The following is a 19,942-nucleotide window of genomic DNA, read 5'->3' as shown; positions in this document are numbered from 1 at the left end:
TGCCCCGATAACATTTCTATGACTAGGCTCCGACATGAACACGATCAGATTGCGCGCCCTCTCCGTTCACCTGCTGACCGCCACGGGTGCGGTCTTTTCGATGCTGGCGATCATCGCCGCCGCCAACAGCGCCTGGGAAACCATGTACCTGTGGCTGGTCGTGGCCTTTGCCGTGGACGGCATCGATGGCCCGCTGGCCCGGCGCTACCACGTGAAGACCCAGGCGGCCCAGATCGACGGCGTGCTGCTGGATCTGATCATCGACTACCTGACCTATGTCTTCATCCCGGCCTTCGCCCTCTACCAATCGGGCCTGTTGCCGGGCTGGACCGGCTGGTTCGGGGTCCTGCTGATCGCCTTCGCCAGCTCGGTCTACTTCGCCGACACCCGGATGAAGACCGAGGACAACAGCTTCTGGGGATTCCCGGGCTGCTGGAACATGGTGGTGCTGGTTTTCTTCGCGGTGGAGCCGCACTGGACCGTGATGGTCGGCGTGATCCTGGCGCTGACGCCCACGATGTTCCTGCCGCTGAAATTCATCCACCCGGTGCGCACCGAGCGCTGGCGCGGGCTGTCCCTGCCACTGGCGGGGATTTGGGTGGCGCTGGCCCTGTTCGCGACGCTGACCAACTTCAACCTGCCCGACTGGGCCGAGGTGGCCCTGATCGTGGTCAGCGCCTACCTGCTGTTCGTGGGCATGGTCCAGCAACTGATCCCGGCCCGCGCGGGCCGCCGCTGAGCGGGGCCAGGGCGGCGCGCCCCGCGCCACCGCCCTGCCCCGTCGCGGTTTTCAGAGCCGTGCCAGCACTTCCTCGATGCCCGTGCCGATCAGGTCCAGGCATTCGGGGGTGGAGAAGCGGTGGTCGGCGCCCTTCACCAGCTTCAGGTGAATGTCCTCGCCGACCGATTTTTCCATCAGCCGCAGGGCGACGGACAGTTCCACATCCGCATCCGCCGTGCCGTGCAGGAACCGCACCGGGAAAGGCAGCGGCACCGGGTCCCGCAGGACCAGGTGATCGCGCCCGTCCTCGATCAGCCGCTTGGTGATCACGTAGGGCTCGCCGTATTCCGACGGCAGCTCGACGTGCTGCACCATGTCCAGCGCCAGGCGCTGCGCCTGGGTGAAGCCGGCCCACATGCTGTCCTCGGTGAAATCCGGCGCGGCGGCGATAGTCACGAGGCCCGCCACCCGATCATGCAGGCGTTTCGTCATCAGCAGCGAAATCCAGCCGCCCATCGACGAGCCCACCAGGATCTGCGGCCCCGAGGTCAGCTCGGTGATCGCCACCTCGGCATCCTCGGCCCAGTCGCCGATGCAGCCATCGGTGAAGGGTTCGGAGCTTTCGCCGTGCCCCGAATAGTCGAACCGCAGGAACGACAGGCCGCGGGCCCGGCACCACTCTTCCAGGAAGATCGCCTTGGTGCCGCCCATGTCGGATTTGAACCCGCCCAGGAAGACCACGCCGGGGCGGCCGTCGCCTGCCCCATCGGTCTTGTGATAGGCCAGTCGGCGGCCCTGCGGCGTTTCGAGATAGGTGGCGTCTGTCATGCGGATGTCCCGTCCCCATAAGTGGCGTTTGCCCAATGATTGGCATGGGCCGTGACGGGGTGCAACTCAGCCCGCCTCGACCTCGCGCAGGGTCAGCGCCAGCGCGCCACCCGCCGCCGCCATCACCGCGAACCCGGCCAGCGCCCAGGCGGCGGATATCACCGAAAGCGCCCCGCCGAAGAGGCCGGTCAGCAGCAGGATCGACCCGATCAGCGTATTGGCCACGGCGGCATAGCTGCCCCGGCTGTCCTCGGGTGCCATGTCCACCAGGTAGGTCGACCGCGCCTGCCGCACCCCGTGGTAGGCGATCATCAACAGGAAAAGCACCGCCGGCCCCACCCAGACCGCATTGGCGATCCCCGCGGCCCAGAGCGCCAGCATCAGCGCCATCGACAGCGCCCCGACCACGCCCGAGGCCGCCAGCACCAGCCGCGACGACCGATCCGACAGCCGGCCCCAGACATAGGACGACAGAAAAGATGCCGCCGAGCTTGCCAGCAGCATCGCACCGAGCTGCCCCAGCACGCCCTCACCGCTCTCCTGCGACAGCAGCACGATGTAGGGTGGCGCCAGCGAGGTGGACACCAGCAGCCCGCGCACCAGGACGAAACGGCGCAGCGCCGCGTCGCCGCGCAGCACCGACAGGAACTCGGGCCGGCCCGGATCGTCCTCGGGCTCGCTGGCCGGTTCGCGCAGGGTGGAGAACAGCAGGGCCGCGCCCAGCCACAGGACGCCCGCCACGGCGATGGCCGCGACCACCGCGCCTTCCGATTGCAACAGGCCGGTCATCAGCAGAACGGCGAAGACCACCACGACCAGCGAGGCAGCCGATCCGGCGGTGCCGGTGATCGCGCCGCGCCGGGTCTTGGCGATGGTCTTGCCCTGCACCTCCTTGTAGCTGACCGAACAGGCCGCGCGGGCCAGGGCCAGCACCGCCAGCGCCAGGCAGACAGCCAGCCCGGCGGCCCAGCCCTGCAGCCAGAGTCCCGACAGGGCGATGGCCAGCGCAGCGACACCCTGCAACGCGGCGCCTGCGGCCCACATCCACTTGCGATGCGCGAGGGTCCTAAGCCAGCCGGCCAGCAGGATCTGCGGCAGCAGCGCGCCCGCCTCGCGGATCGGCACCAGGGCGGAGACGAAATAGGCCGGCGCACCGAGCGCGTTCAGCAGCCAGCTGAGGACCAGTTTCGGATTGATGAGGCCATCGCTGATCTTGGTCATCGACAGCGAGGCGATCTCTCGCAGACCGTTGTGGGCCTCTCGCGGTTTTGGCGCCTCCTCTCCTCCTGCGATCTGTCCGAAGAGAGTGGTCTGCGCCGGATCCGCCATGGCTCGTCCTTTCCGTCTGCTAGGCCCTTAGGTAACGCCGGGCGGGCAGGTTTGGTTCACTTTCGGCACGGGCGGTCCTGCCCTCAGGGCCGCGCGCCCCGCGTTCCCTCCAACGACCGCGCCCGACAGACCGCCCTTGACCCCGCCCGTCCCGCGCGGCACAACGCCCCCGTACATAACCCGCAACCGGGCGTTCCGTGGGCGCCAAACCGACGAGGAGGACTTGCATGTCCCAGATCTCCCTCACCTTTCCCGATGGCAATTCGCGTGACTACGACGCAGGCGTGACCGCCGCCGACGTGGCCGCGGGCATTTCCAACTCGCTGGCCAAGAAGGCCATTTCCGCCACCGTCAACGGCCAGCACTGGGATCTGCAGTGGCCGATCACCGAAGATGCCTCCATCGCCATCCACACGATGAAGGACGAGGTGCAGGCCAACGAACTGGTGCGTCACGACCTGGCCCATATCATGGCCCGTGCCGTGCAGGAGCTGTGGCCGGACGTGAAGGTCACCATCGGCCCGGTCATCAAGGACGGCTGGTACTACGACTTCGACCGCGAAGAGCCCTTCACCCCCGAGGATCTGGGCGAGATCGAGAAGAAGATGAAGGAGATCATCAACCTTCGCGATCCGGTGAAGACCGAGGTCTGGGACCGCGACGTGGCGATCAAGTATTACGAGGACCGGGGCGAGCCCTACAAGGTCGAGCTGATCGAGAGCATCCCGGGCGATGAGCCGCTGCGCATGTACTGGCACGGCGACTGGCAGGACCTGTGCCGGGGCCCGCACCTGCAGCACACCGGCCAGGTGCCCGCCGATGCCTTCAAGCTGATGTCGGTCGCCGGCGCCTACTGGCGTGGCGACAGCTCGCGCCCGATGCTGCAACGCATCTACGGCGTCGCCTTCACCGGCAAGGAAAAGCTGAAGGTCCACCTGACCATGCTGGAGGAGGCCGCCAAGCGCGACCACCGCAAGCTGGGCCGGGAGATGGAGCTGTTCCACATGCAGGAAGAGGCCCCGGGCCAGGTCTTCTGGCATCCGAACGGCTGGACGATCTACACCGCGCTGCAGGATTACATGCGCCGCCAGCAACGCCGCGACGGCTATGTAGAGGTGAACACGCCGCAGGTGGTGAACCGCAAGCTGTGGGAATCCTCCGGCCATTGGGAAAACTATCGCGAGAACATGTTCATCGTCGAAGTCGATGAGGACCACGCCCGTGAGAAGACGGTCAACGCGCTGAAGCCGATGAACTGCCCCTGCCATGTGCAGGTCTTCAATCACGGCCTGAAAAGCTATCGCGACCTGCCCCTGCGGATGGCCGAATTCGGCTCCTGCAACCGCTATGAACCGTCCGGCGCGATGCATGGCATCATGCGGGTGCGCGGCTTTACCCAGGACGATGCCCATATCTTCTGCGAAGAGAAGGATATAGAAGCCGAAACCAAGAAGTTCATCGAGTTCCTGGCCGGTATCTATGCCGATCTAGGCTTCGACAACTGGACGGTGAAGCTCTCGACCCGGCCTGAAAAGCGGATCGGCAGCGAGGAAAGCTGGGACCATGCCGAGGAATCGCTCGGCAATGCCTGCAAGGCGGCCGGTTACGATTTCACCATCAACGAGGGCGAAGGCGCCTTCTACGGGCCGAAGCTGGAATTCGTGCTGACCGACGCAATCGGGCGGGACTGGCAATGCGGCACCCTGCAGGTGGACCCGAACCTGCCGGAGCGTCTGGATGCGCATTATGTCGGCCAGGACGGTGCCAAGCATCGTCCGATCATGCTGCACCGCGCGGTTGTCGGCTCCTTCGAACGCTTCATCGGCATCCTGATCGAGGAACATGCCGGCAAGCTGCCTTTCTGGCTGGCGCCGCGCCAGGTGGTCGTCGCCTCCATCGTGTCGGATGCGGACGACTACGTGCTGGAAGTGGTCGAGGCGCTGAAGGCCCGCGGCGTGCGCGCCGAGGCGGATCTGCGCAACGAGAAGATCAACTACAAGGTCCGCGAGCATTCGCTGGGCAAGGTCCCCTATATCCTCGCCTGCGGCATGAAGGAGGTCGAGGAGCGCACCGTGTCGACCCGCCGCCTGGGTGAGAAGCAGACGAAGACGCAGACCCTGGACGAGATCGTCGCCCAGCTGACGGGCGAAGCCACGCCCCCGGACCTGCGCCAGGATGCACCGGCCGAGCTGGCCGCCGAGTAAGACGAAAGGGCGCCCCACGGGGCGCCCTTTCTCGTTTCAGCGACGCCGCGGCGGCTCGATCACCAGCGCAACCACCGCCGCCCCGCCAGCGCGCCTATGCCCGTGGCGATGCCGATGCCGAGCGAATACCACACGCCGTAGAACAGCGGGCTGTCCTCGATGCAGAAGGTCGAGTAAAGCGCCGTCGCCAGGCCAGCCGCGGCCAACCCGGCCAGCGCCCCGGCGCCCGTCGGATGGACCGGGGCGCCCCGTTTCAGCGCGGCGATCAGCCCAGCCAGCGGCGGAAGCGACAGCAGGGTGATGGCCGGCAGGCAGACATGGATCGAATGGCCGATGAACAGTCGCATCCGCTCCGACGCTGGCGTGCCCAGCCAGGCCAGGACAATCAGCGCCACGACCGCCAGCGGCAGCGCCCATAGGGCCCGCGCGAGCCAGCCGGGGCGCGCGCCGGGGCGCACCGCCCGCAGCGCTAGCGGCAGGGCCAGGGCCGCCAGAAGCAGCGGCAACAGCGTCTTGGCGGCCACCACGGGCTGCGCCAGCGCCGCCGCCAGGTCGGGGCGCGGGCCAAGCAGCAGCGCGAAGGCGGCGGCGGTCAGCGCCAGCCCCCCGGTCAGCCAGGGCCAGAGCCGCGCCTCGACACGGGCCGAGGGCGCCGGCGCGGGGTCCTGCGCCAGTTGAGCGATTAGGTCGTCCGTATTCATCCGTTTTATCCGTCTGCTGCCTCTGCTCGTCTCCCTGTCGGGCCGGGCTCATCCCCGGCGCCTTTGATCTGGCCGGGGCGCTCCACTTCCCCGACCGCGTGCCCTGCGGCCATGTCATCCTCTGCCATGTCCCGCAACTTCTGCATGGCCCGATGATAGGCCACGCGCACCGCGCCCTCGGTCATGCCGAGACGCGCACCGACCTCCGCCGCGCTTTCACCCTGGATCCCCAGGCCCCGCACGATCTCCGCCGCGCGCGGCTCGATCCGGTCCAGCAGGCGACCCAGGTCGCGGGCCGCGGTGATCTCTCCGCCCGCCTCGTCGGGCAGGATCTCGGCCAGGTCGTCGATGGGCACATCGGCCCCCTGCCCGCCCCGCCCGAGGCGCCGGCGCGCCGCATCGGCGCATTTGTAGCGCGCGATGGCATAAAGCCAGGGCGTCACCGGATCGCCTTCGCGCCATGTGTGCCGCTTGGCATGGACGGCCATCAGCACCTCCTGCACCACGTCCTCCAGCTCCTCGGCATTGCCGCCGGGCAGGCGGGCACGGGCGATGTTGCGCAGAACCGGCACGGCCTCCGTCAGGAAACGCCCGTAGGCCGCGGCATCGCCACGGGTCCCCCGGCGGAGCAGGTCGCCCCAAAGCTGGTTCCGGTCTGTCATACGTCTCTCCATTCGCAGACGGATCGGCGAACGTTACAGCGGGTCGAAAATTTTGCCGATCCCCATCACTCGTTCGTGACAGGTGTAACGACAGGGCCGCGGGGCGCGAATGGCAGGGCACGGACGCCAGATCGGCGCCTGATCGCAAACCTCTTAGGGAGAGACCCATGTCCACCATCCTCAAGTCCGCCGCCATCGCCGGCGCCTTCGCCACCGCCCTCGCCGCCCATGCCACCTCCGCCAGTGCCGACGAGATGGCGCAGGAGAAATGCTTCGGCGTGTCCCTGGCCGGCGAAAACGACTGCGCGGCCGGCCCCGGCACCACCTGCGCCGGCACCTCGAAGGTCGACTATCAGGGCAACGCCTGGGCCCTGGTCGACGCCGGCAAATGCGCCATGATCGAGCTGCCCGCCATGGCCGACGGCACCGCGCGCATGGGCTCGCTGGAGCCGCTGGAGCGTGACCTGCCGATGGACAGCTGATCCGGCTGCCGGCGCGCCCGGGGTTCGGGCGCGCCTCCCCCTTTCCGCCATCTCGGCCACTTCGGGCCCCTTTCGCGAGCCTCGACGCTTTCGCAAGCGGCCCCCGGACCAAGGACACCCGCCCCATGCTGGACCAGACACGCTCCCCTCTGCCGCCCCTGCCCGGCGTCGGCTTCAAGCCGCAGCACTACCTCGACCTCCTGGACGATTCCGCCCCCGTCGCCTGGCTGGAGATCCACGCCGAGAACTACATGGGCGCCGGGGGCCGACCGATTGCCATGCTGCGCCACCTGGCCGAGCGGTTCCCCATCTCCGTCCACGGCGTCGGCCTGTCCATCGGTGGAGACGGACCGCTGGACCCTGCCCACCTGGCGCGGCTGCGGGCGCTCTGCGACTGGCTGCACCCGGCGAGCTTCTCCGAACATCTGGCCTGGTCGACCCACGAGAGCGCCTTTTTCAACGACCTGCTGCCGCTGCCCTACACCGCCGCGACCCTGACCCGCGTGTCCAATCACATCGACCAGGTGCAGGAGGTGCTGGGCCGCCCGATGCTGCTGGAGAACCCGTCGTCCTACCTGGCCTTCAAGGAAAGCGAGATGGCGGAGACCGAGTTCCTGGCCGAGGTCAGCCGGCGGACGGGCTGTGGCCTGCTGCTGGATGTGAACAATGTCTTCGTCTCGGCCGTGAACCTCGGGCTGGACCCACGCGCCTATGTCGAGGCCTTCCCGCTGGAGAAAGTGGGTGAAATTCACCTTGGCGGCCATGACGAGGATGCCGACGACGCGGGCCGCCCGCTGCTGATCGACAGCCATGGGCGGCAGGTGGCCGATCCGGTCTGGTCCCTGCTGGATCACGTCCTGGCCCGGTCCGGGCCGCGCCCGCTGCTGATCGAATGGGACACCGACGTGCCCGACTGGCCCGTGCTGGCCGCCGAGGCCTCTCGGGCCGCCAGCGCACTGGAAAGGATCCCGGCATGAGCTCCGGCGCCTCTCCCGTGGCGCAGGCGACCTTCCGCGAGGCCCTGCTGCGCCCCGACGCCGCCGTGCCCGAGGGGCTGGGCGATGGCCACGGCGGGCCCGCCGGGCGGCGCTTTGCCGTCTATCGCAACAATGTCGCCGTCGGCCTGACCGACGCCGTGCTGGAGGGCTTCCCCACCCTGCGTGCCCTGCTGGGCGAGGAGGCGCTGCGAGCCATCGCCGCGCCCTTCCTGCGGGCGCATCCGCCGTCCTCACCCCTGATGTTCCGCTATGGCGCGGCCCTGCCCGCGTTTCTGGATGACTTCGCCCCGCTGGCGCACCTGGAGTATCTGCCGGACGTGGCGCGGCTGGATCTGGCCCTGCGCGCCGCCTACCACGCCGCCGACGCGACACCGCTGGATCCCGCGCGCCTGTCGGAGCTACCGCCCGAGGCCCTTGCCGGGGCCCGGCTGACGCTGGCGCCGGCGCTGCGGCTGCTGCGCTCGCCCTGGCCGCTCTACCAGATCTGGCAGCTGGCCCACCACGACGGCCCGCCGCCGCAGGCCCGGGCAGAGGACCTGCTGATCGCGCGCCCCGCCTTCGACCCGCAGGTCTACCTGCTGCCGCCGGGCGGCGCCGTCTTCCTGCAGGCCCTGGCGCGCGGCGCCCCCACGGCGGAGGCGGCCGACGCCGCCAGCGCCGAGACCCCCGCCCCCGACCTGCCCGCCATCCTGGGATTGCTGCTGCAAGGCGGCGCCCTGACCGACATGGAGTTGCCCCGATGACCGATCCGACCGCGCCCCTGACCCGCCTCGACCCGCTGCTGCCGCTGCTGGCGCGTTTCACCTTTGCCGCCGTGCTGCTGCCCTACTTCTGGGCATCGGGCCTGACCAAGCTGGGGGATGGCCCCCTAGGGCTCTTCCAGCCGTCGCTGGGCGCCTACGCGCAGATCTTCCCCCGCGCGATGGAGGCCGCGAGCTACAACCTCTCCGCCCTGGGGCCCTGGCACTGGGCCGTGGTCACCGCCGGCACGATTGCCGAATTTGTCCTGCCGCTGATGATCGTGATCGGCCTGCTGACGCGGGTCGCCGCCCTCGGCATGAGCGGCTTCATCGCCGTGCAAAGCCTGACGGACCTCTACGGCCACGGCGGGATCGAACATGCCGAGACCCTGGGCGCATGGTTCGACAGGCACCCCGATGGGCTGATCCTGGATCAGCGCGCCTTCTGGACCTTCACCCTGCTGGTGCTGCTGGTGAAGGGCGCGGGCGTGCTGTCCGTCGATCAGATCCTGTTCAGAAATGCGCCTGAGGCTCGTCCGGTTTCCCCGCCGCCAGTGCTAGCAGCGCCGCGATCCCGATGAAGGCGATCGGGAAGATGGTGAAGACCGTCACCCCGAAGCCCAGGTAGAACCCCAGGGCGCCGGCCAGCAGAAGGACCCCGCCCCAGAGCGCGCGGACCTTCGCCATGCCGGCGCCCGCGATCGCCAGGATCGGCGACAGCAGGCCCGCCAGGCGCACCGCCTGCACATTGGTCACCTGCTCGAACAGGCCCTCAACCTCGCCGTAGGCCTCGATCGCCTCGGTGTAGCCATAGCCGACAAAGCCCACGAGCAGGCCAAACAGCCCGCCGATCAATCCCAGTACCAATGCCGCGTTGCGCAAACCGCCGTCTCCTTCTCAACCCGCGCCGAGGGCGCGTTGCACCTCGGGCGTCCACCCCAGATAGAGCTCCTCGCCGTCCTCGATAAGGGGGCGTTTCATCAACGAGGGATGATCGGCCAGCAGATCCAGCGGCGGACGGGCGCGCTCGGCCTCATCCAGGCCGCGCCAGGTGGTCGAGCGGCGATTGACCAGTGCCTCGCCGAATTGCGCCTGCGCCTTTTCCAAGAGCCCTCCGGGCACTGGATCCTTACGCACATCCACCAGTTCCGCCCCCTCCAGAGCCTTCATTGCCTTGCGGCAGGTGTCACAGGTCTTCAGCCCATAAACGCGCATCGCTGTCCCTTTCGTCAAAAATGCCAAAAATGGGACTGAATCCGAATGCAGCCCCGGTTTTGCTTGCTTTTTACATAGTGAATGCAATCCTGACCATGTCGCTTGGCAGGCAAAGCCCCCTTTAGCGGGCCTTGGATGCCGTGATGTAAGACCCCCGTATGTCGGGGTGGAACGGCAAGAGGAGATACGGCATGCCTGTAGGCACCGTGAAATGGTTCAATACGACGAAAGGCTACGGCTTCATCGAACCCGAAGAGGGCGGGAAGGATGTCTTCGTGCATATTTCAGCAGTCGAACGCTCGGGCCTGACCGGGTTGGCCGACAACCAGAAGGTCGGCTACGAGCTGACCGAGGGCCGCGATGGTCGCCAGATGGCGGGTGACCTGAAACTGCTCTGACCGGCATTCCCCGGCCCGTCCCGGCGCTGCCGGGGTTTTCAAACAGCTAGTGAATCCCCTTTGCCTTGCAAGATCGGGGTTCACGTTTGCCTTGATGGTCAGCTCGGATCCCGCTCTGCGGCCGTCGCGCGGGCCAATCCGTCCTGCCAGGCCTCGCCCATGGCCAGGATGCAAGACCGCCCCGTGGCATAGGCCGCGACCAGCGTCCAGGCGCCGCCGGGCGCCAGCCAGACCTCCATCACCTGTTCCGGATCGCGCAGGCCCATGGCCTGTCGCCGCTGGTTCATCGCGCCCTCCAGCCGCGCCTCCAGGCGCGGGGTGCTGTCGCAGACCACCTCCGCCAAGGGGCTGGCGGCAGGTGCCGGACCGGCGAAAAGGGCAAGGACCAGAAGCGGCGCGAGCGGACGCATGGCAATTCCTCCTGCGTCCCAATGTAACAGAAAGATGACAGATCGCGCAGGACCAATACCCGTGCACCGATCACATGAATGCGAAACGGGCGCCCCTGGGGGACGCCCGCCGGTCTTTCGGCCTGCCTGTCAGCTCAGTTGGGCGATTTCGACCCGTAGTCGACCGCGCCGGACCAGCCCCAGGTCCGCACCGGATGCCGGTTCCAGTCGCCGGCGGCATTGGGCGTGCCGCAGGACACTTCACCGCCCAGCTGAACCGGCTGCAGACCCGCGGGGCAATAGTTGGCGCCGGAGGGATAGGCGGTGATCGCCGGGCTGTCGTAATAGGACAGCGCCCCATAGCTCATGCCGGCGGTGGTGCCGGTGTAGATGTCATTGACGACCATGCCCTCGGCGGCAACGGCCAGCGGGGCCACGGCAAGCGCGGCGGCGGCGAAAACGGCTTTCATCGGATGTCCCTCATGCAAATATCGTCAGGAGGATAACAGCGCCGCGCCCATCCGCAAATCGCCAAAACGTCGCTCAGGCGGCGGGAAAGATCGCCCGGGTCGCCCAGACGCCCAGGGCCGCCGACACACCGGTCAGCACCGTGCCCCAGCTGAGATCGACGGCCACCATCACCGGCGACCAGGCGCGCAGCACGGCATAGTTGGTCACCTCATAGGTGCCATAGGCCATCGCCCCGATCAGCGCCCCGTTCAGCAGGGCCTGCGACGGCTTGCCCGCCTCCAGCGCAGGGACGGAGACGAAATAGAGCAGCCCGCCCACATAGGCGAGGTAGAAGAGCCCGGCGGCCACCATCCGCGGGTCCTCCAGGATCTGGTCACCGAGCCGGCTTTCGAAAAGCGGGCGCATGACGTTCTTCAGCATGAGCGCGTCGAGGCCGAGAAAGACCAGCGCGGTGATCAGGTAGAGGGTGACGAGTTGCATGAGACCTCCCGAGGTGTTCGACAAGGATACGCCCGGGTTGCCCCCCTGGATCACATGCGGCCCACTCGGCCCGATCGCCGCCGGGTGCTGGACAACGCGCCGCGCCGACGCCCAACCCGTTGACGCAGCGGCAGCGGGCCTGGGTCGCAGGGAGGATTGGGCTTGGGGACCGCCCTGGCCAATATCGCCGTGATCTTTGCCGCCTCCGATCCCTTCGCGAACCCGGGCGCCCTGCCGCCCACGGCCTTCACCCAGCTGCTGGCCGGGGAGATCGGGCGGTATTGAGGGGGGCGTGGCGGCAACGCCGGGCCGCGCGTTCGGCGGGCTTACGCCGCGCCACTGGCGCGACGGCCCCGCCTCCCTCCGCCACGGGAGGGCGCGGTCCATTGCGCTCAGATTATGCGGCGTATTTTCGCAGGGTTGCAATCAGTCGGTCGCGAAACCCGAGCATGTCATCGAGCGACGAAACGGCAACACGCTCTTCCGTGTCCCCGTCAAACAGCCCCACATACTTCTTCGACCGATTGAAATGCAGCCTGACAAGCGGCTTGCGGTTGTTGTTGTCCAAAAGGACCGCGCAGTAGCTCTTGGCATCCCGGATCGCGATGCGGTCTGCATCGACCTCGCCCCGCAGCAGCGCCTTGACCATGATCCAGCCCTCAATCTCCTCATCTGTGGTCTCGATCTCGCTCACGGCCTCCACTGCAACCTCGACCTCTGCCTCCGAGGCACCATCCCCCAAGGCGTCCGAGAGACGCGCACGCAAGTTATCTCGAACGATCTCCCGGAAAGCCGAGACAATCGCCGTAGAGATCATCTCCCGGACCGCAGCATTGGAGCGGCCATCATAGACTTCGGAACTGACGAGCTTGACCAACCCTTCTGGGGGCTGCTCCATCCAAGAAGACAGGACTTTGCGAACCGCCGAGACGTATTTCAGGCGCTCGGCTTGGGCGAGAATGTTCTCGACATCGAAATTGGATTTCGAGAATTTGGAAAGCTCGACCAGAGATGCATTGGAATAATCCAGAAGGTCAAAGATGAAGAATGGACGCGTATCCAGCTTGTTGGCTTCTTCTAGATCAGAAAAGAAACGGTATTCCCGCCCATTCGTCAGAATGGCGAACCGCGCCTTGGTGACGGAGAAATAACGATAGAGTTGCGCAAGATGCTTGCTGTTGAGTTGGGTGCTGAGCCCCTTGCACTCTACTAGGATGTTGACGTCATCGCCTTTGACGATGGCGTAATCCACCTTCTCACCCCGTTTCCCCACGGCATCCGCAGTGTACTCGGGTACGACCTCAGCCGGGTTGAACACATCATAACCGAGGGCCTGAAGAAACGGCAGGACAACAGATGTCTTAACCGCTTCTTCAGTCTGGATTGTTTCGGAATAATCTTCGACCCGCTTCGCAAGCGACTGGACCGCACCTTCGAAATTGCTCATTGGAAATCCTCCTCGTCCCCAAAAATGAGACGCCAAGGCATTCCAACCTGTCAAGTCATTCGATGGTGGCCATAAACTCCCGCCATTCCCGCTTGCTCATCCCGCAATTCTCTTCCGTCACCTCTTCGCCCTTCAGCATCCGGCGCAGGCAGTCGACCATCTGGGACGACAGGGTGACGGCCCCCAGGCGGTAATCCTCGAAGGCCTTGTAGGCAAAGGGGACCCAGTCGGCGACCAGCTTGCAGATCTCCTCGGCATAGACGCGGATCTCATACTGCGCGTGGGAATCGGCGCGCAGGCGCAGGAAGTGCAGCAGATTGTGCAGGTCCACCTTCCAGTACCACTGGGTGTAGATGTTCGCCGGCAGGTTCATCCGCGCCAGTTCCCGCGCCAGGCCCTGCTGGCCCTCGTCCGAGATCATCTCCTCGTAGTGGTCATAGGCCCGCGCCGAATCCGCCTTGAGGTATTCCAGCACCCGGGCCGCCTCCTCACCCGTCAGGGCCTCGCCCCGGCCCTGGTTGTTGACCACCGACTGCGCCGCCAGATGTTCGGGCCCGGGGATATAGAATTCGCGGTCTAGGATCGAGTAGCGGGCAGAGTATTCATTGACGTTGGCGGTGCGGTGGCGGATCCACTGGCGGGCGACGAAGACCGGCAGCTTCACGTGCAGCTTCAGCTCGCACATCTCGAAGGGGGTCGAGTGCCAGTGGCGCATCAGGTAGCGGATCAGCCCCTCGTCGTTCTGCACCGACTTGGTGCCGCGCCCGTAGCTGACCCGGGCCGCCTGGCAGATCGCGGAATCGTCGCCCATGTAGTCGACGACCCGGACGAAACCGTGGTCCAGCACCGGGTAGGCCTTGTACAGATGCGCCTCCATCCCCGGCACGGTGGCCCGCAGGGTCTGATGGGTCTCGGCACGCAGGGCGTCGATTTCGGCCTGCTGGTCGGCAGAGAGCGTCATGGGGCGAATCCTTTCCACTAGATCGGTGTCGCGCCAAGGGTATCTTGTGGCGCGGGGGAGCGGAACCTCTAGATGAGGTAGGGCATTTGCGCCGCAGTCGCGTGAAGAGCGCAGGGTAAGCGTCATGGCCAATTGACTTTTTTCGGCGGCCGGGCAACCGTTCTGCCCAAAGCGGCCCATCAGAGGCCAGACAAGCTTGAGCAGAGGCAGTGATATGGCGCGGATGTGGATCCTGTTGCTGCTGGCGGTCGCGACCGTCAGCGGATGTGGTGGGTCGTCGAACCCCTTCGACGACGACGAGGTGGTCGGCGAGCCCCCCGATGACAGCGGCGACGACGGCAGCCCGATCTCCAGCGATCGCGAGTTGCCGCCCGGCACCGGCACACCGGAACCGGACGCCTCCATCTTCCGCCGGGAAGGTCAGACCGAAGATGGCGGCGGCTACGTCACTGCGGTCAGCTACAACAGCGGTGACGACACCTTCATCGTCGATGGCCTGGCCTTCGATGGCGACAACACCTACCAGCGGTCGCAGGGCGCCACCTCGACCTTCGGCGGCTATGCCATCTACGAAGGCGCCCCCAGCTACCAGGACAGCGAGACCGGCGCGCCGATCGAGCAGTTCCTGCATCGGGCCATTTACGGCGTCTCCGACAGCGGCCAGACCGAGTTCGCCATCGTACGCAGCGGCAACTACGCCGGCTACGGCTTCGGCGGTTTCGTCTACCAGCGGAACGGATCGGTCACCCTGCCGGCCCCGTCCACCGGCCAGGCCACCTACTCCGGCGGCTATGCCGGGGTGCGGGTCTTCGACGGACGCAGCGGCATCGAATATACCCAGGGCGACATGACCACCTCCATCGACTTCGAGGATTTCGACGGCTCCGGCGCCGTCACCGGCAAGATCACAAACCGCCGCGTCTTCGACGAGAGCGGCAACGACATCACCAACGACATCACCGCGGCGATGGATGGCACGGTCACCTCTCTGCCGGTGCTGGACCTTGTCGTCGCCCCGAACGCGCTGGACGCCAACGGCGAGGCGACCGGTGGGGTGGTCTCCCGCGACCCCAACGACGGCGACGACTACGAGACCGGCACCTACTACGCGGTCCTGTCCGATGGCGCCGACAACGACCTGGACGCGGAGGAAATGGTGGGGATCGTCGTCGTGACCTCGACCGACCCGCGCGACACGGATGTGGAGGTCCAGGAAACCGGCGGCTTCATCCTCTACCGGTGAGGCTGAGATGCGCGGTAACCGCTCTGTCAGAGAGACGCCCCGGGGGCGCCCCGGAGCCCAGTCCCGCCTTCGGCGCCGGGGGCCAGGCCGGGGCCCGTCCGGGTTGCGCCTGTCCCTCGGCCTGATCGCGGCCCTGGCCGTGACGGCCCTGCCCGGGCCGTCAGCGGTGGCCCAGGTCTCCACCCCAGCGGCAGCGGCGACGGACACGGACAGCACGCACAGACTCAACGCAGAGCAGATGCGCAGGCTGGCGGCCCTGCGCATGGCCAGGGGCGACGCCCCGATGACGGTCGCGCTTTCGCGGGCGCTGCTGGAGCGGGACCCGGAGGACCTGAGCGCCCTGCTGCTGCTGGCGCAGGGCGAACGCGCCCTGGGCCGCTACGACACCGCCATCGACGCCGCCACCCGCGCCTGGGGTGTGGCTGCCACGCCCGAAGAACGCTATGCGGCCGCGATGGTGCGCGCCCAGGCCCTATCCAGCGCCGGCCACCGCACCCGAGCCCAGCTGTGGCTGCGCCGTGCGACCGAGGAGGCCCCCGACGCGCGCACCCGCGCCCGAGCCATCCGCGATTTCAAGTTCGTACGCCTGCGCAACCCCTGGTCAACGCAGCTGCGCTTTGCCGTCACCCCCACCGACAACGTCAACAACGGCTCCGCAGAGGACACCTTCACCATCGACGGGCTGCCGTTCGAGTTCATTCTCTCCGGTTCTGCCAAGGCGCTGAGCGGGGTCGAGCTTAGTTTCGGCGCCGACACCCGCTATCGCCTGGCCGAGACCCCGCGCCGGGCCACCGACCTGCTGCTGCGCGTCAGCCATTCCACCTACGTGCTGTCCGATGATGCGCAGGACGCCGCACCGGAAGCGGAGGGCCGGGACTTCGCCACTTCCAGCCTGTCGGCGGGCCTCAGCCGCCGGATCATGTTCGGCGACAAGAAGAACGAACTGGTGCTAACCGGATGGGCCGGCCAGAACTGGTACGGCGGCGATCCCTACGGCCACTTCCTGCGCGCCGGCGCGCGATTCAGCCGCAGCATCGACCCGCGCAACCGGCTGACCACCGGCCTCACGCTGGAGGCGCGCCGGGGCGATGACGCGCCAGAGGCCGACGTGGGCCTGCTGTCGCTCAGCTGGGACCACGCCTGGACCGGCGGGCAGCTTTCGCTCTACGGGGTAGCGACCCGCTCCGTCTCCGACAGCGTGACCGCCGACTACCGGGACCTGCGCCTGGGCGCCCGTCTGGCCCCCGACATGGACTGGCTGGAGGCGGCCCTGGGCGCTGACCCGGCCTTCACTCTGGAGGCCCGCACCCGGAACTTCGACGCCTCGCCCTACACCTTCGACGGCCGCCGCGACGAGGAACTGATGGCCGGGGTGGAGGTCGTCTTCCGCGATGTCGACTACTACGGCTTCAACCCGGTGATGACGCTGGAAAGCTCGGTCACCTCGTCCAATGTCTCTCTGAACGAAAGCGACCGCACCGGGCTGGGGCTAAGCATCCGGTCGGCCTTCTGATCCGGCACGGGTCCGCCCCCCTCGCGTCCCCCGGGCTTTGGGATCGACAAACCCCCGTGGCCTGCTACCTTTCGCCCAACCCTTCTCACCGCGCCCCGGGGCGGGCAGCGACAAGAACAAGATCGAAAGGACGACCTGACATGAAGGTTCGCTATCTGCACACCATGGTCCGGGTGAAGGACCTGGAGAAGACCATGGCCTTCTTCGAGCTTCTGGGCCTGCGCGAAACCCGCCGCATGGACAGCGAGCAGGGGCGGTTCAGCCTGATCTTCATGGCCCCCGAGGGTCAGGAAGACTGCCCGGTGGAACTGACCTACAACTGGGACGGCGACGACGAGCTGCCCTCCGACAGCCGTCATTTCGGCCACCTGGCCTACAGCGTCGGCAATATCTACGAGATGTGCCAGAAGCTGATGGATGCCGGTGTCACCATCAACCGCCCGCCACGCGACGGCCACATGGCCTTCGTGCGCAGCCCCGACAACATCTCGGTGGAGCTGCTGCAAGAGGGAGACAGCCTGGAGCCCGCCGAACCCTGGGCCTCGATGGAAAACACCGGGCACTGGTAAGATGCGACAGGGGGGGAGAACGGCAGGACTGAAACGGCTGGCCCTTGCCGGCCTTTTCGCTCTCCCCCTCTCCTGGCTCGCCGCGCCCGTGCTGGCGCAACAGCCCTGCCGGCTGGCCCTGGCGCTGGCGCTGGACGTCTCGACCTCGGTCGACGCGCGGGAATATGCGCTGCAGCGTGACGGCCTGGCTGCGGCACTGGACGATCCCGACATCCGTGGCGTAATCCTGAACGGCGCCGGCCCCGTGGCCCTGTCGGTCTACGAATGGAGCGGCCGCTACCAGCAGGCACAGATCCTGCCCTGGGTGCTGCTGTCGGACAATGCGGACATCGACGCCGCTGTGGCCCGCATCGGTGCCGCACGCCGCGCCTGGCAGGGCTATCCCACCGCCATGGGCTATGCCCTGGGCCACGGGGCGGGCCTGATGGCCGCCGCGCCGGCCTGCGACCGGCAGGTGATCGACCTCTCCGGGGACGGCGTCAGCAACGACGGTTTCGGCCCCGACCTGGCCTATCGCCACTTCCCCTTCGCCGGCATCACCGTGAACGGCCTGGCGGTGACCGAGGGCGGCGCCGACAGCGAGGTGGTGACCTATTTCCTCGGCCAGCTGCGCCACGGCCCGGGCGCCTTTGTCGAGGTGGCACGCGGCTACGAGGATTTCCGCCGCGCGATGACGCTAAAGCTGTTTCGCGAAATGAACGACCTGCGCCTGGGTCAGGGCCCCAGCCCGGAGGTGCCCGGGTGCTGCGGCTGATCCTGGCCTGCCTGCTGCTGCTGGCGGCCCCGGCCCGCGCCCAGCAGTGCCGCGAGGCGCTGGCGCTTGGCCTCGACGTGTCGGGGTCGGTGGATGATGGGGAATACGCCCTGCAATTGCAGGGGCTGGCGCGGGCGCTGGACCACCCGGAGGTGCGCGAGGCGCTCTTTGCACTGCCCCAGGCCCCGGTGCGCCTGATGGTCTATGAATGGAGCGGCCCGCAGGACCAGCGCGTGTTGGCCCCCTGGGCGGCCATCGACGGGCCCGAGGCCCTGGCGGCCTTCCGCGCCCGCCTGTTGGCAGCGCGGCGGCAACCGATGGAGCCCTCGACCGCCATCGGCCCGGCCCTGGCCTTCGGCGCAGCCGAACTGGACAGCCAGGGGGCGTGCTGGCGCCGGGTGCTGGACCTGTCGGGCGACGGACGGCACAACACCGGCCCCCACCCCGGGCAGGTCGCCATGGGCGCGGTGACCGTCAACGGGCTCGTCATCGGGCAGGCCGCACAGGCGGCGGAGCTTTCGGCCTATTTCCGCGCCTACGTCCTGCGCGGCCCCGACGCCTTCACCGAAACCGCGCTCGGCTTTGCCGACTTCGAGGAGGCGATGGCGCGCAAGCTGCTGCGCGAATTGCAGGTCCTGCCGGTGGCCGGCACCCCCTCCGTCCCGCGCGCCGGTCTGCAACAGCGCTGAGCCCCGCGACCGCCGGGCCGGGCGTTAACCATGGTGCGGTGCATCCATTTGGAATTAACCGGATTTTCGGGAATTTGCTCCAGTTTCCGTCGAGCAGACTTGCGACGGAGACTTGGATGAGCATTCAGAACGCGATCAGCCCGCGCAGCGCGCCGCAGGATTTCCACGACGGCTATCTCGACGCGCTGGCGCTGGTGGAACGGCTGCACCGGCTGTTGCTGGACGTCATCAAGGACGAATTCGAGCGCGTCGGCGTGCTGGAGATCAATGCCGTCCAGGCCCTGCTGCTGTTCAACATCGGCGACAACGAAGTGACGGCCGGAGAGCTGAAGACCCGCGGCTATTACCAGGGGTCCAACGTCAGCTACAACCTGAAGAAACTGGTGGAGATGGGCTACATGCACCATGAGCGCTGCGAGATCGACCGCCGCTCGGTCCGGGTGCGCCTAACCCAGAAGGGCCGCGACATCCGCCAGGTTGTCTCGGACCTGTTTGCCCGCCATGCCGAGGGGCTGGAAGGGCGGGGCGTACTGGATTTCTCAGGCCTGGACGAGATCACCACCTCCCTGCGCAAGGTCGAACGGTTCTGGAGCGACCAGATCCGCTACATCTACTGACCCCGCCGCGGCGAACGCCTTCGCCTCACTGACACTCGCGACGCCCCCGTTCGGGCACGCCCTCCGCCCGTGTTGTCGGATACCGTTTCCCCCGCCTATGCTGTCCCCAGTAGCCTCGAGCAGGAGGAGAGGACCATGGGCGCCTTCGTGATCGGCCAGATGCAGATCCACAACCGGGACTGGATGGCGGAGTATTTCGACAAGATCCCCGATGTGGTCGCCGCCCATGGCGGGCGCTTCCTCGTCCGAGGCGGGAACCCGTCGTCCCTGGAAGGCGTCGGCGCCCTGCCCGATGCCGCCTTCATCCTGCAATTTCCCGACCGGGCCAGCGCCGAGACCTTCTGGGCCTCGGACGCCTTCCAGACCCTCGCGGCGCTGCGCCGAACCGGATCAGAGCTGAACGCCATCCTGGTGGACGCGCTGCCCTGACACGGGCGCAACAGACAGCCCGGACGACATGCGGGCCTCCCTAGGTCGCGAGGCATCAGGCGCGCCCGGTGAGAAAGTCACTTTGCACGCGCCATGCGAAAG

The 19,942-nt window shown here is 67.3% G+C and carries 26 protein-coding genes; 15 read left to right on the top strand and 11 right to left on the bottom strand.

Going from position 1 to position 19,942, the window contains the following annotated elements; all coding sequences use genetic code 11:
- Window positions 1-34: 34 nt before the first annotated feature.
- The gene (locus CVM50_RS06005; RefSeq protein ID WP_085887526.1) at window positions 35-739 is read left to right on the top strand and encodes a CDP-alcohol phosphatidyltransferase family protein; all 705 of its coding nucleotides are present in this window, start codon (window positions 35-37) and stop codon (window positions 737-739) included.
- A 51-nt stretch (window positions 740-790) separates the two neighbouring features.
- Here CVM50_RS06005 and CVM50_RS06000 read toward each other — a convergent pair whose 3' ends face one another.
- Together CVM50_RS06000 and CVM50_RS05995 are read right to left on the bottom strand one after the other, a co-directional pair.
- Window positions 791-1,549 (bottom strand): alpha/beta hydrolase, encoded by a 759-nt coding sequence (locus CVM50_RS06000; RefSeq protein WP_085887527.1) that lies wholly within the window; start codon window positions 1,547-1,549, stop codon window positions 791-793.
- 66 nt (window positions 1,550-1,615) lie between these two features.
- Complete coding sequence (locus CVM50_RS05995; protein WP_085887528.1) at window positions 1,616-2,878, bottom strand: MFS transporter; 1,263 nt, start codon at window positions 2,876-2,878, stop codon at window positions 1,616-1,618.
- 227 nt (window positions 2,879-3,105) lie between these two features.
- On the opposite strand from CVM50_RS05995, the gene thrS reads away from it, so the two are divergent.
- On the top strand, window positions 3,106-5,082 hold the full coding sequence (gene thrS, locus CVM50_RS05990) for a threonine--tRNA ligase (protein WP_085887529.1): 1,977 nt from the start codon (window positions 3,106-3,108) through the stop codon (window positions 5,080-5,082).
- A 59-nt stretch (window positions 5,083-5,141) separates the two neighbouring features.
- Here the strand turns inward: thrS and CVM50_RS05985 are convergent, their stop codons facing one another.
- Together CVM50_RS05985 and CVM50_RS05980 are read right to left on the bottom strand one after the other, a co-directional pair.
- On the bottom strand, window positions 5,142-5,783 hold the full coding sequence (locus CVM50_RS05985) for an NrsF family protein (protein ID WP_085887530.1): 642 nt from the start codon (window positions 5,781-5,783) through the stop codon (window positions 5,142-5,144).
- A gap of 5 nt (window positions 5,784-5,788) precedes the next feature.
- Window positions 5,789-6,445, bottom strand: a complete 657-nt coding sequence (locus tag CVM50_RS05980) for a sigma-70 family RNA polymerase sigma factor (protein ID WP_085887531.1) — start codon at window positions 6,443-6,445, stop codon at window positions 5,789-5,791.
- A gap of 167 nt (window positions 6,446-6,612) precedes the next feature.
- Here CVM50_RS05980 and CVM50_RS05975 point away from each other — a divergent pair, with 167 nt between their 5' ends.
- The 4 genes from CVM50_RS05975 to CVM50_RS05960 all read left to right on the top strand — a co-directional run bounded on the left by CVM50_RS05975 (window position 6,613) and on the right by CVM50_RS05960 (window position 9,246).
- Window positions 6,613-6,927 (top strand): BufA1 family periplasmic bufferin-type metallophore, encoded by a 315-nt coding sequence (locus tag CVM50_RS05975; protein WP_085887532.1) that lies wholly within the window; start codon window positions 6,613-6,615, stop codon window positions 6,925-6,927.
- A 125-nt stretch (window positions 6,928-7,052) separates the two neighbouring features.
- On the top strand, window positions 7,053-7,904 hold the full coding sequence (gene bufB, locus CVM50_RS05970; protein WP_085887533.1) for an MNIO family bufferin maturase: 852 nt from the start codon (window positions 7,053-7,055) through the stop codon (window positions 7,902-7,904).
- Window positions 7,901-8,668, top strand: a complete 768-nt coding sequence (locus CVM50_RS05965) for an HvfC/BufC N-terminal domain-containing protein (protein WP_085887534.1) — start codon at window positions 7,901-7,903, stop codon at window positions 8,666-8,668. The genes bufB and CVM50_RS05965 overlap by 4 nt, the downstream gene beginning before the upstream one ends.
- Entirely contained in the window at window positions 8,665-9,246 is a 582-nt protein-coding gene (locus CVM50_RS05960) for a DoxX family protein (RefSeq protein WP_085887535.1), read from the top strand. Before CVM50_RS05965 ends, CVM50_RS05960 begins: the two co-directional genes overlap by 4 nt.
- Here the strand turns inward: CVM50_RS05960 and CVM50_RS05955 are convergent.
- Both CVM50_RS05955 and CVM50_RS05950 read right to left on the bottom strand, forming a co-directional pair.
- Entirely contained in the window at window positions 9,179-9,547 is a 369-nt protein-coding gene (locus tag CVM50_RS05955) for a hypothetical protein (protein WP_085887536.1), read from the bottom strand. The two genes, CVM50_RS05960 and CVM50_RS05955, sit on opposite strands and share 68 nt — an antisense overlap.
- A gap of 15 nt (window positions 9,548-9,562) precedes the next feature.
- A complete protein-coding gene (locus tag CVM50_RS05950; RefSeq protein WP_085887537.1) occupies window positions 9,563-9,880 on the bottom strand; it encodes an arsenate reductase family protein in 318 nt (105 codons plus the stop codon).
- Window positions 9,881-10,071: 191 nt separating this feature from the next.
- Here CVM50_RS05950 and CVM50_RS05945 point away from each other — a divergent pair, with 191 nt between their 5' ends.
- Complete coding sequence (locus tag CVM50_RS05945; RefSeq protein WP_085887538.1) at window positions 10,072-10,278, top strand: cold-shock protein; 207 nt, start codon at window positions 10,072-10,074, stop codon at window positions 10,276-10,278.
- Between the two features lie 98 nt (window positions 10,279-10,376).
- On the opposite strand, the gene CVM50_RS05940 is transcribed toward CVM50_RS05945, so the two are convergent.
- The 3 genes from CVM50_RS05940 to CVM50_RS05930 form a co-directional block, all read right to left on the bottom strand.
- Complete coding sequence (locus CVM50_RS05940) at window positions 10,377-10,688, bottom strand: hypothetical protein (RefSeq protein WP_085887539.1); 312 nt, start codon at window positions 10,686-10,688, stop codon at window positions 10,377-10,379.
- A gap of 134 nt (window positions 10,689-10,822) precedes the next feature.
- Entirely contained in the window at window positions 10,823-11,137 is a 315-nt protein-coding gene (locus CVM50_RS05935; protein WP_085887540.1) for a hypothetical protein, read from the bottom strand.
- A gap of 73 nt (window positions 11,138-11,210) precedes the next feature.
- Complete coding sequence (locus CVM50_RS05930; protein ID WP_085887541.1) at window positions 11,211-11,618, bottom strand: DUF2177 family protein; 408 nt, start codon at window positions 11,616-11,618, stop codon at window positions 11,211-11,213.
- Window positions 11,619-11,780: 162 nt separating this feature from the next.
- Between CVM50_RS05930 and CVM50_RS22145 the strand changes: the two genes are divergently transcribed.
- Entirely contained in the window at window positions 11,781-11,903 is a 123-nt protein-coding gene (locus CVM50_RS22145) for a hypothetical protein (RefSeq protein ID WP_268808201.1), read from the top strand.
- Between the two features lie 112 nt (window positions 11,904-12,015).
- Here CVM50_RS22145 and CVM50_RS05925 read toward each other — a convergent pair whose 3' ends face one another.
- Entirely contained in the window at window positions 12,016-13,065 is a 1,050-nt protein-coding gene (locus tag CVM50_RS05925) for a type I restriction endonuclease (protein WP_085887542.1), read from the bottom strand.
- Between the two features lie 55 nt (window positions 13,066-13,120).
- The gene (thyX, locus tag CVM50_RS05920) at window positions 13,121-14,026 is read right to left on the bottom strand and encodes an FAD-dependent thymidylate synthase (RefSeq protein ID WP_085887543.1); all 906 of its coding nucleotides are present in this window, start codon (window positions 14,024-14,026) and stop codon (window positions 13,121-13,123) included.
- Window positions 14,027-14,240: 214 nt separating this feature from the next.
- On the opposite strand from thyX, the gene CVM50_RS05915 reads away from it, so the two are divergent.
- The 7 genes from CVM50_RS05915 to CVM50_RS05885 all read left to right on the top strand — a co-directional run bounded on the left by CVM50_RS05915 (window position 14,241) and on the right by CVM50_RS05885 (window position 19,840).
- Window positions 14,241-15,269, top strand: coding sequence for a hypothetical protein (locus CVM50_RS05915; RefSeq protein WP_085887544.1), 1,029 nt, complete (start codon window positions 14,241-14,243; stop codon window positions 15,267-15,269).
- Between the two features lie 103 nt (window positions 15,270-15,372).
- Window positions 15,373-16,782 (top strand): surface lipoprotein assembly modifier, encoded by a 1,410-nt coding sequence (locus CVM50_RS05910; protein WP_143515599.1) that lies wholly within the window; start codon window positions 15,373-15,375, stop codon window positions 16,780-16,782.
- A gap of 140 nt (window positions 16,783-16,922) precedes the next feature.
- Entirely contained in the window at window positions 16,923-17,351 is a 429-nt protein-coding gene (locus CVM50_RS05905) for a VOC family protein (RefSeq protein ID WP_085887546.1), read from the top strand.
- Between the two features lies 1 nt (window position 17,352).
- Window positions 17,353-18,105 carry a DUF1194 domain-containing protein gene (locus CVM50_RS05900; protein WP_100148439.1) on the top strand — a complete coding sequence of 251 codons (753 nt, stop codon included), beginning with the start codon at window positions 17,353-17,355 and terminating at the stop codon, window positions 18,103-18,105.
- Entirely contained in the window at window positions 18,093-18,794 is a 702-nt protein-coding gene (locus tag CVM50_RS05895) for a DUF1194 domain-containing protein (RefSeq protein ID WP_306372310.1), read from the top strand. The genes CVM50_RS05900 and CVM50_RS05895 overlap by 13 nt, the downstream gene beginning before the upstream one ends.
- 116 nt (window positions 18,795-18,910) lie before the next feature.
- Window positions 18,911-19,411: a MarR family winged helix-turn-helix transcriptional regulator gene (locus tag CVM50_RS05890; RefSeq protein ID WP_085887547.1), complete on the top strand. Its 501-nt coding sequence runs from the start codon at window positions 18,911-18,913 to the stop codon at window positions 19,409-19,411.
- Between the two features lie 135 nt (window positions 19,412-19,546).
- A complete protein-coding gene (locus CVM50_RS05885) occupies window positions 19,547-19,840 on the top strand; it encodes a DUF1330 domain-containing protein (protein WP_085887548.1) in 294 nt (97 codons plus the stop codon).
- Window positions 19,841-19,942 lie beyond the last annotated feature (102 nt).

Source organism: Pseudooceanicola marinus, from assembly GCF_002786295.1.
Classification (GTDB): domain Bacteria; phylum Pseudomonadota; class Alphaproteobacteria; order Rhodobacterales; family Rhodobacteraceae; genus Pseudooceanicola; species Pseudooceanicola marinus.
This window is presented reverse-complemented; position numbering and strand designations above follow the sequence as displayed.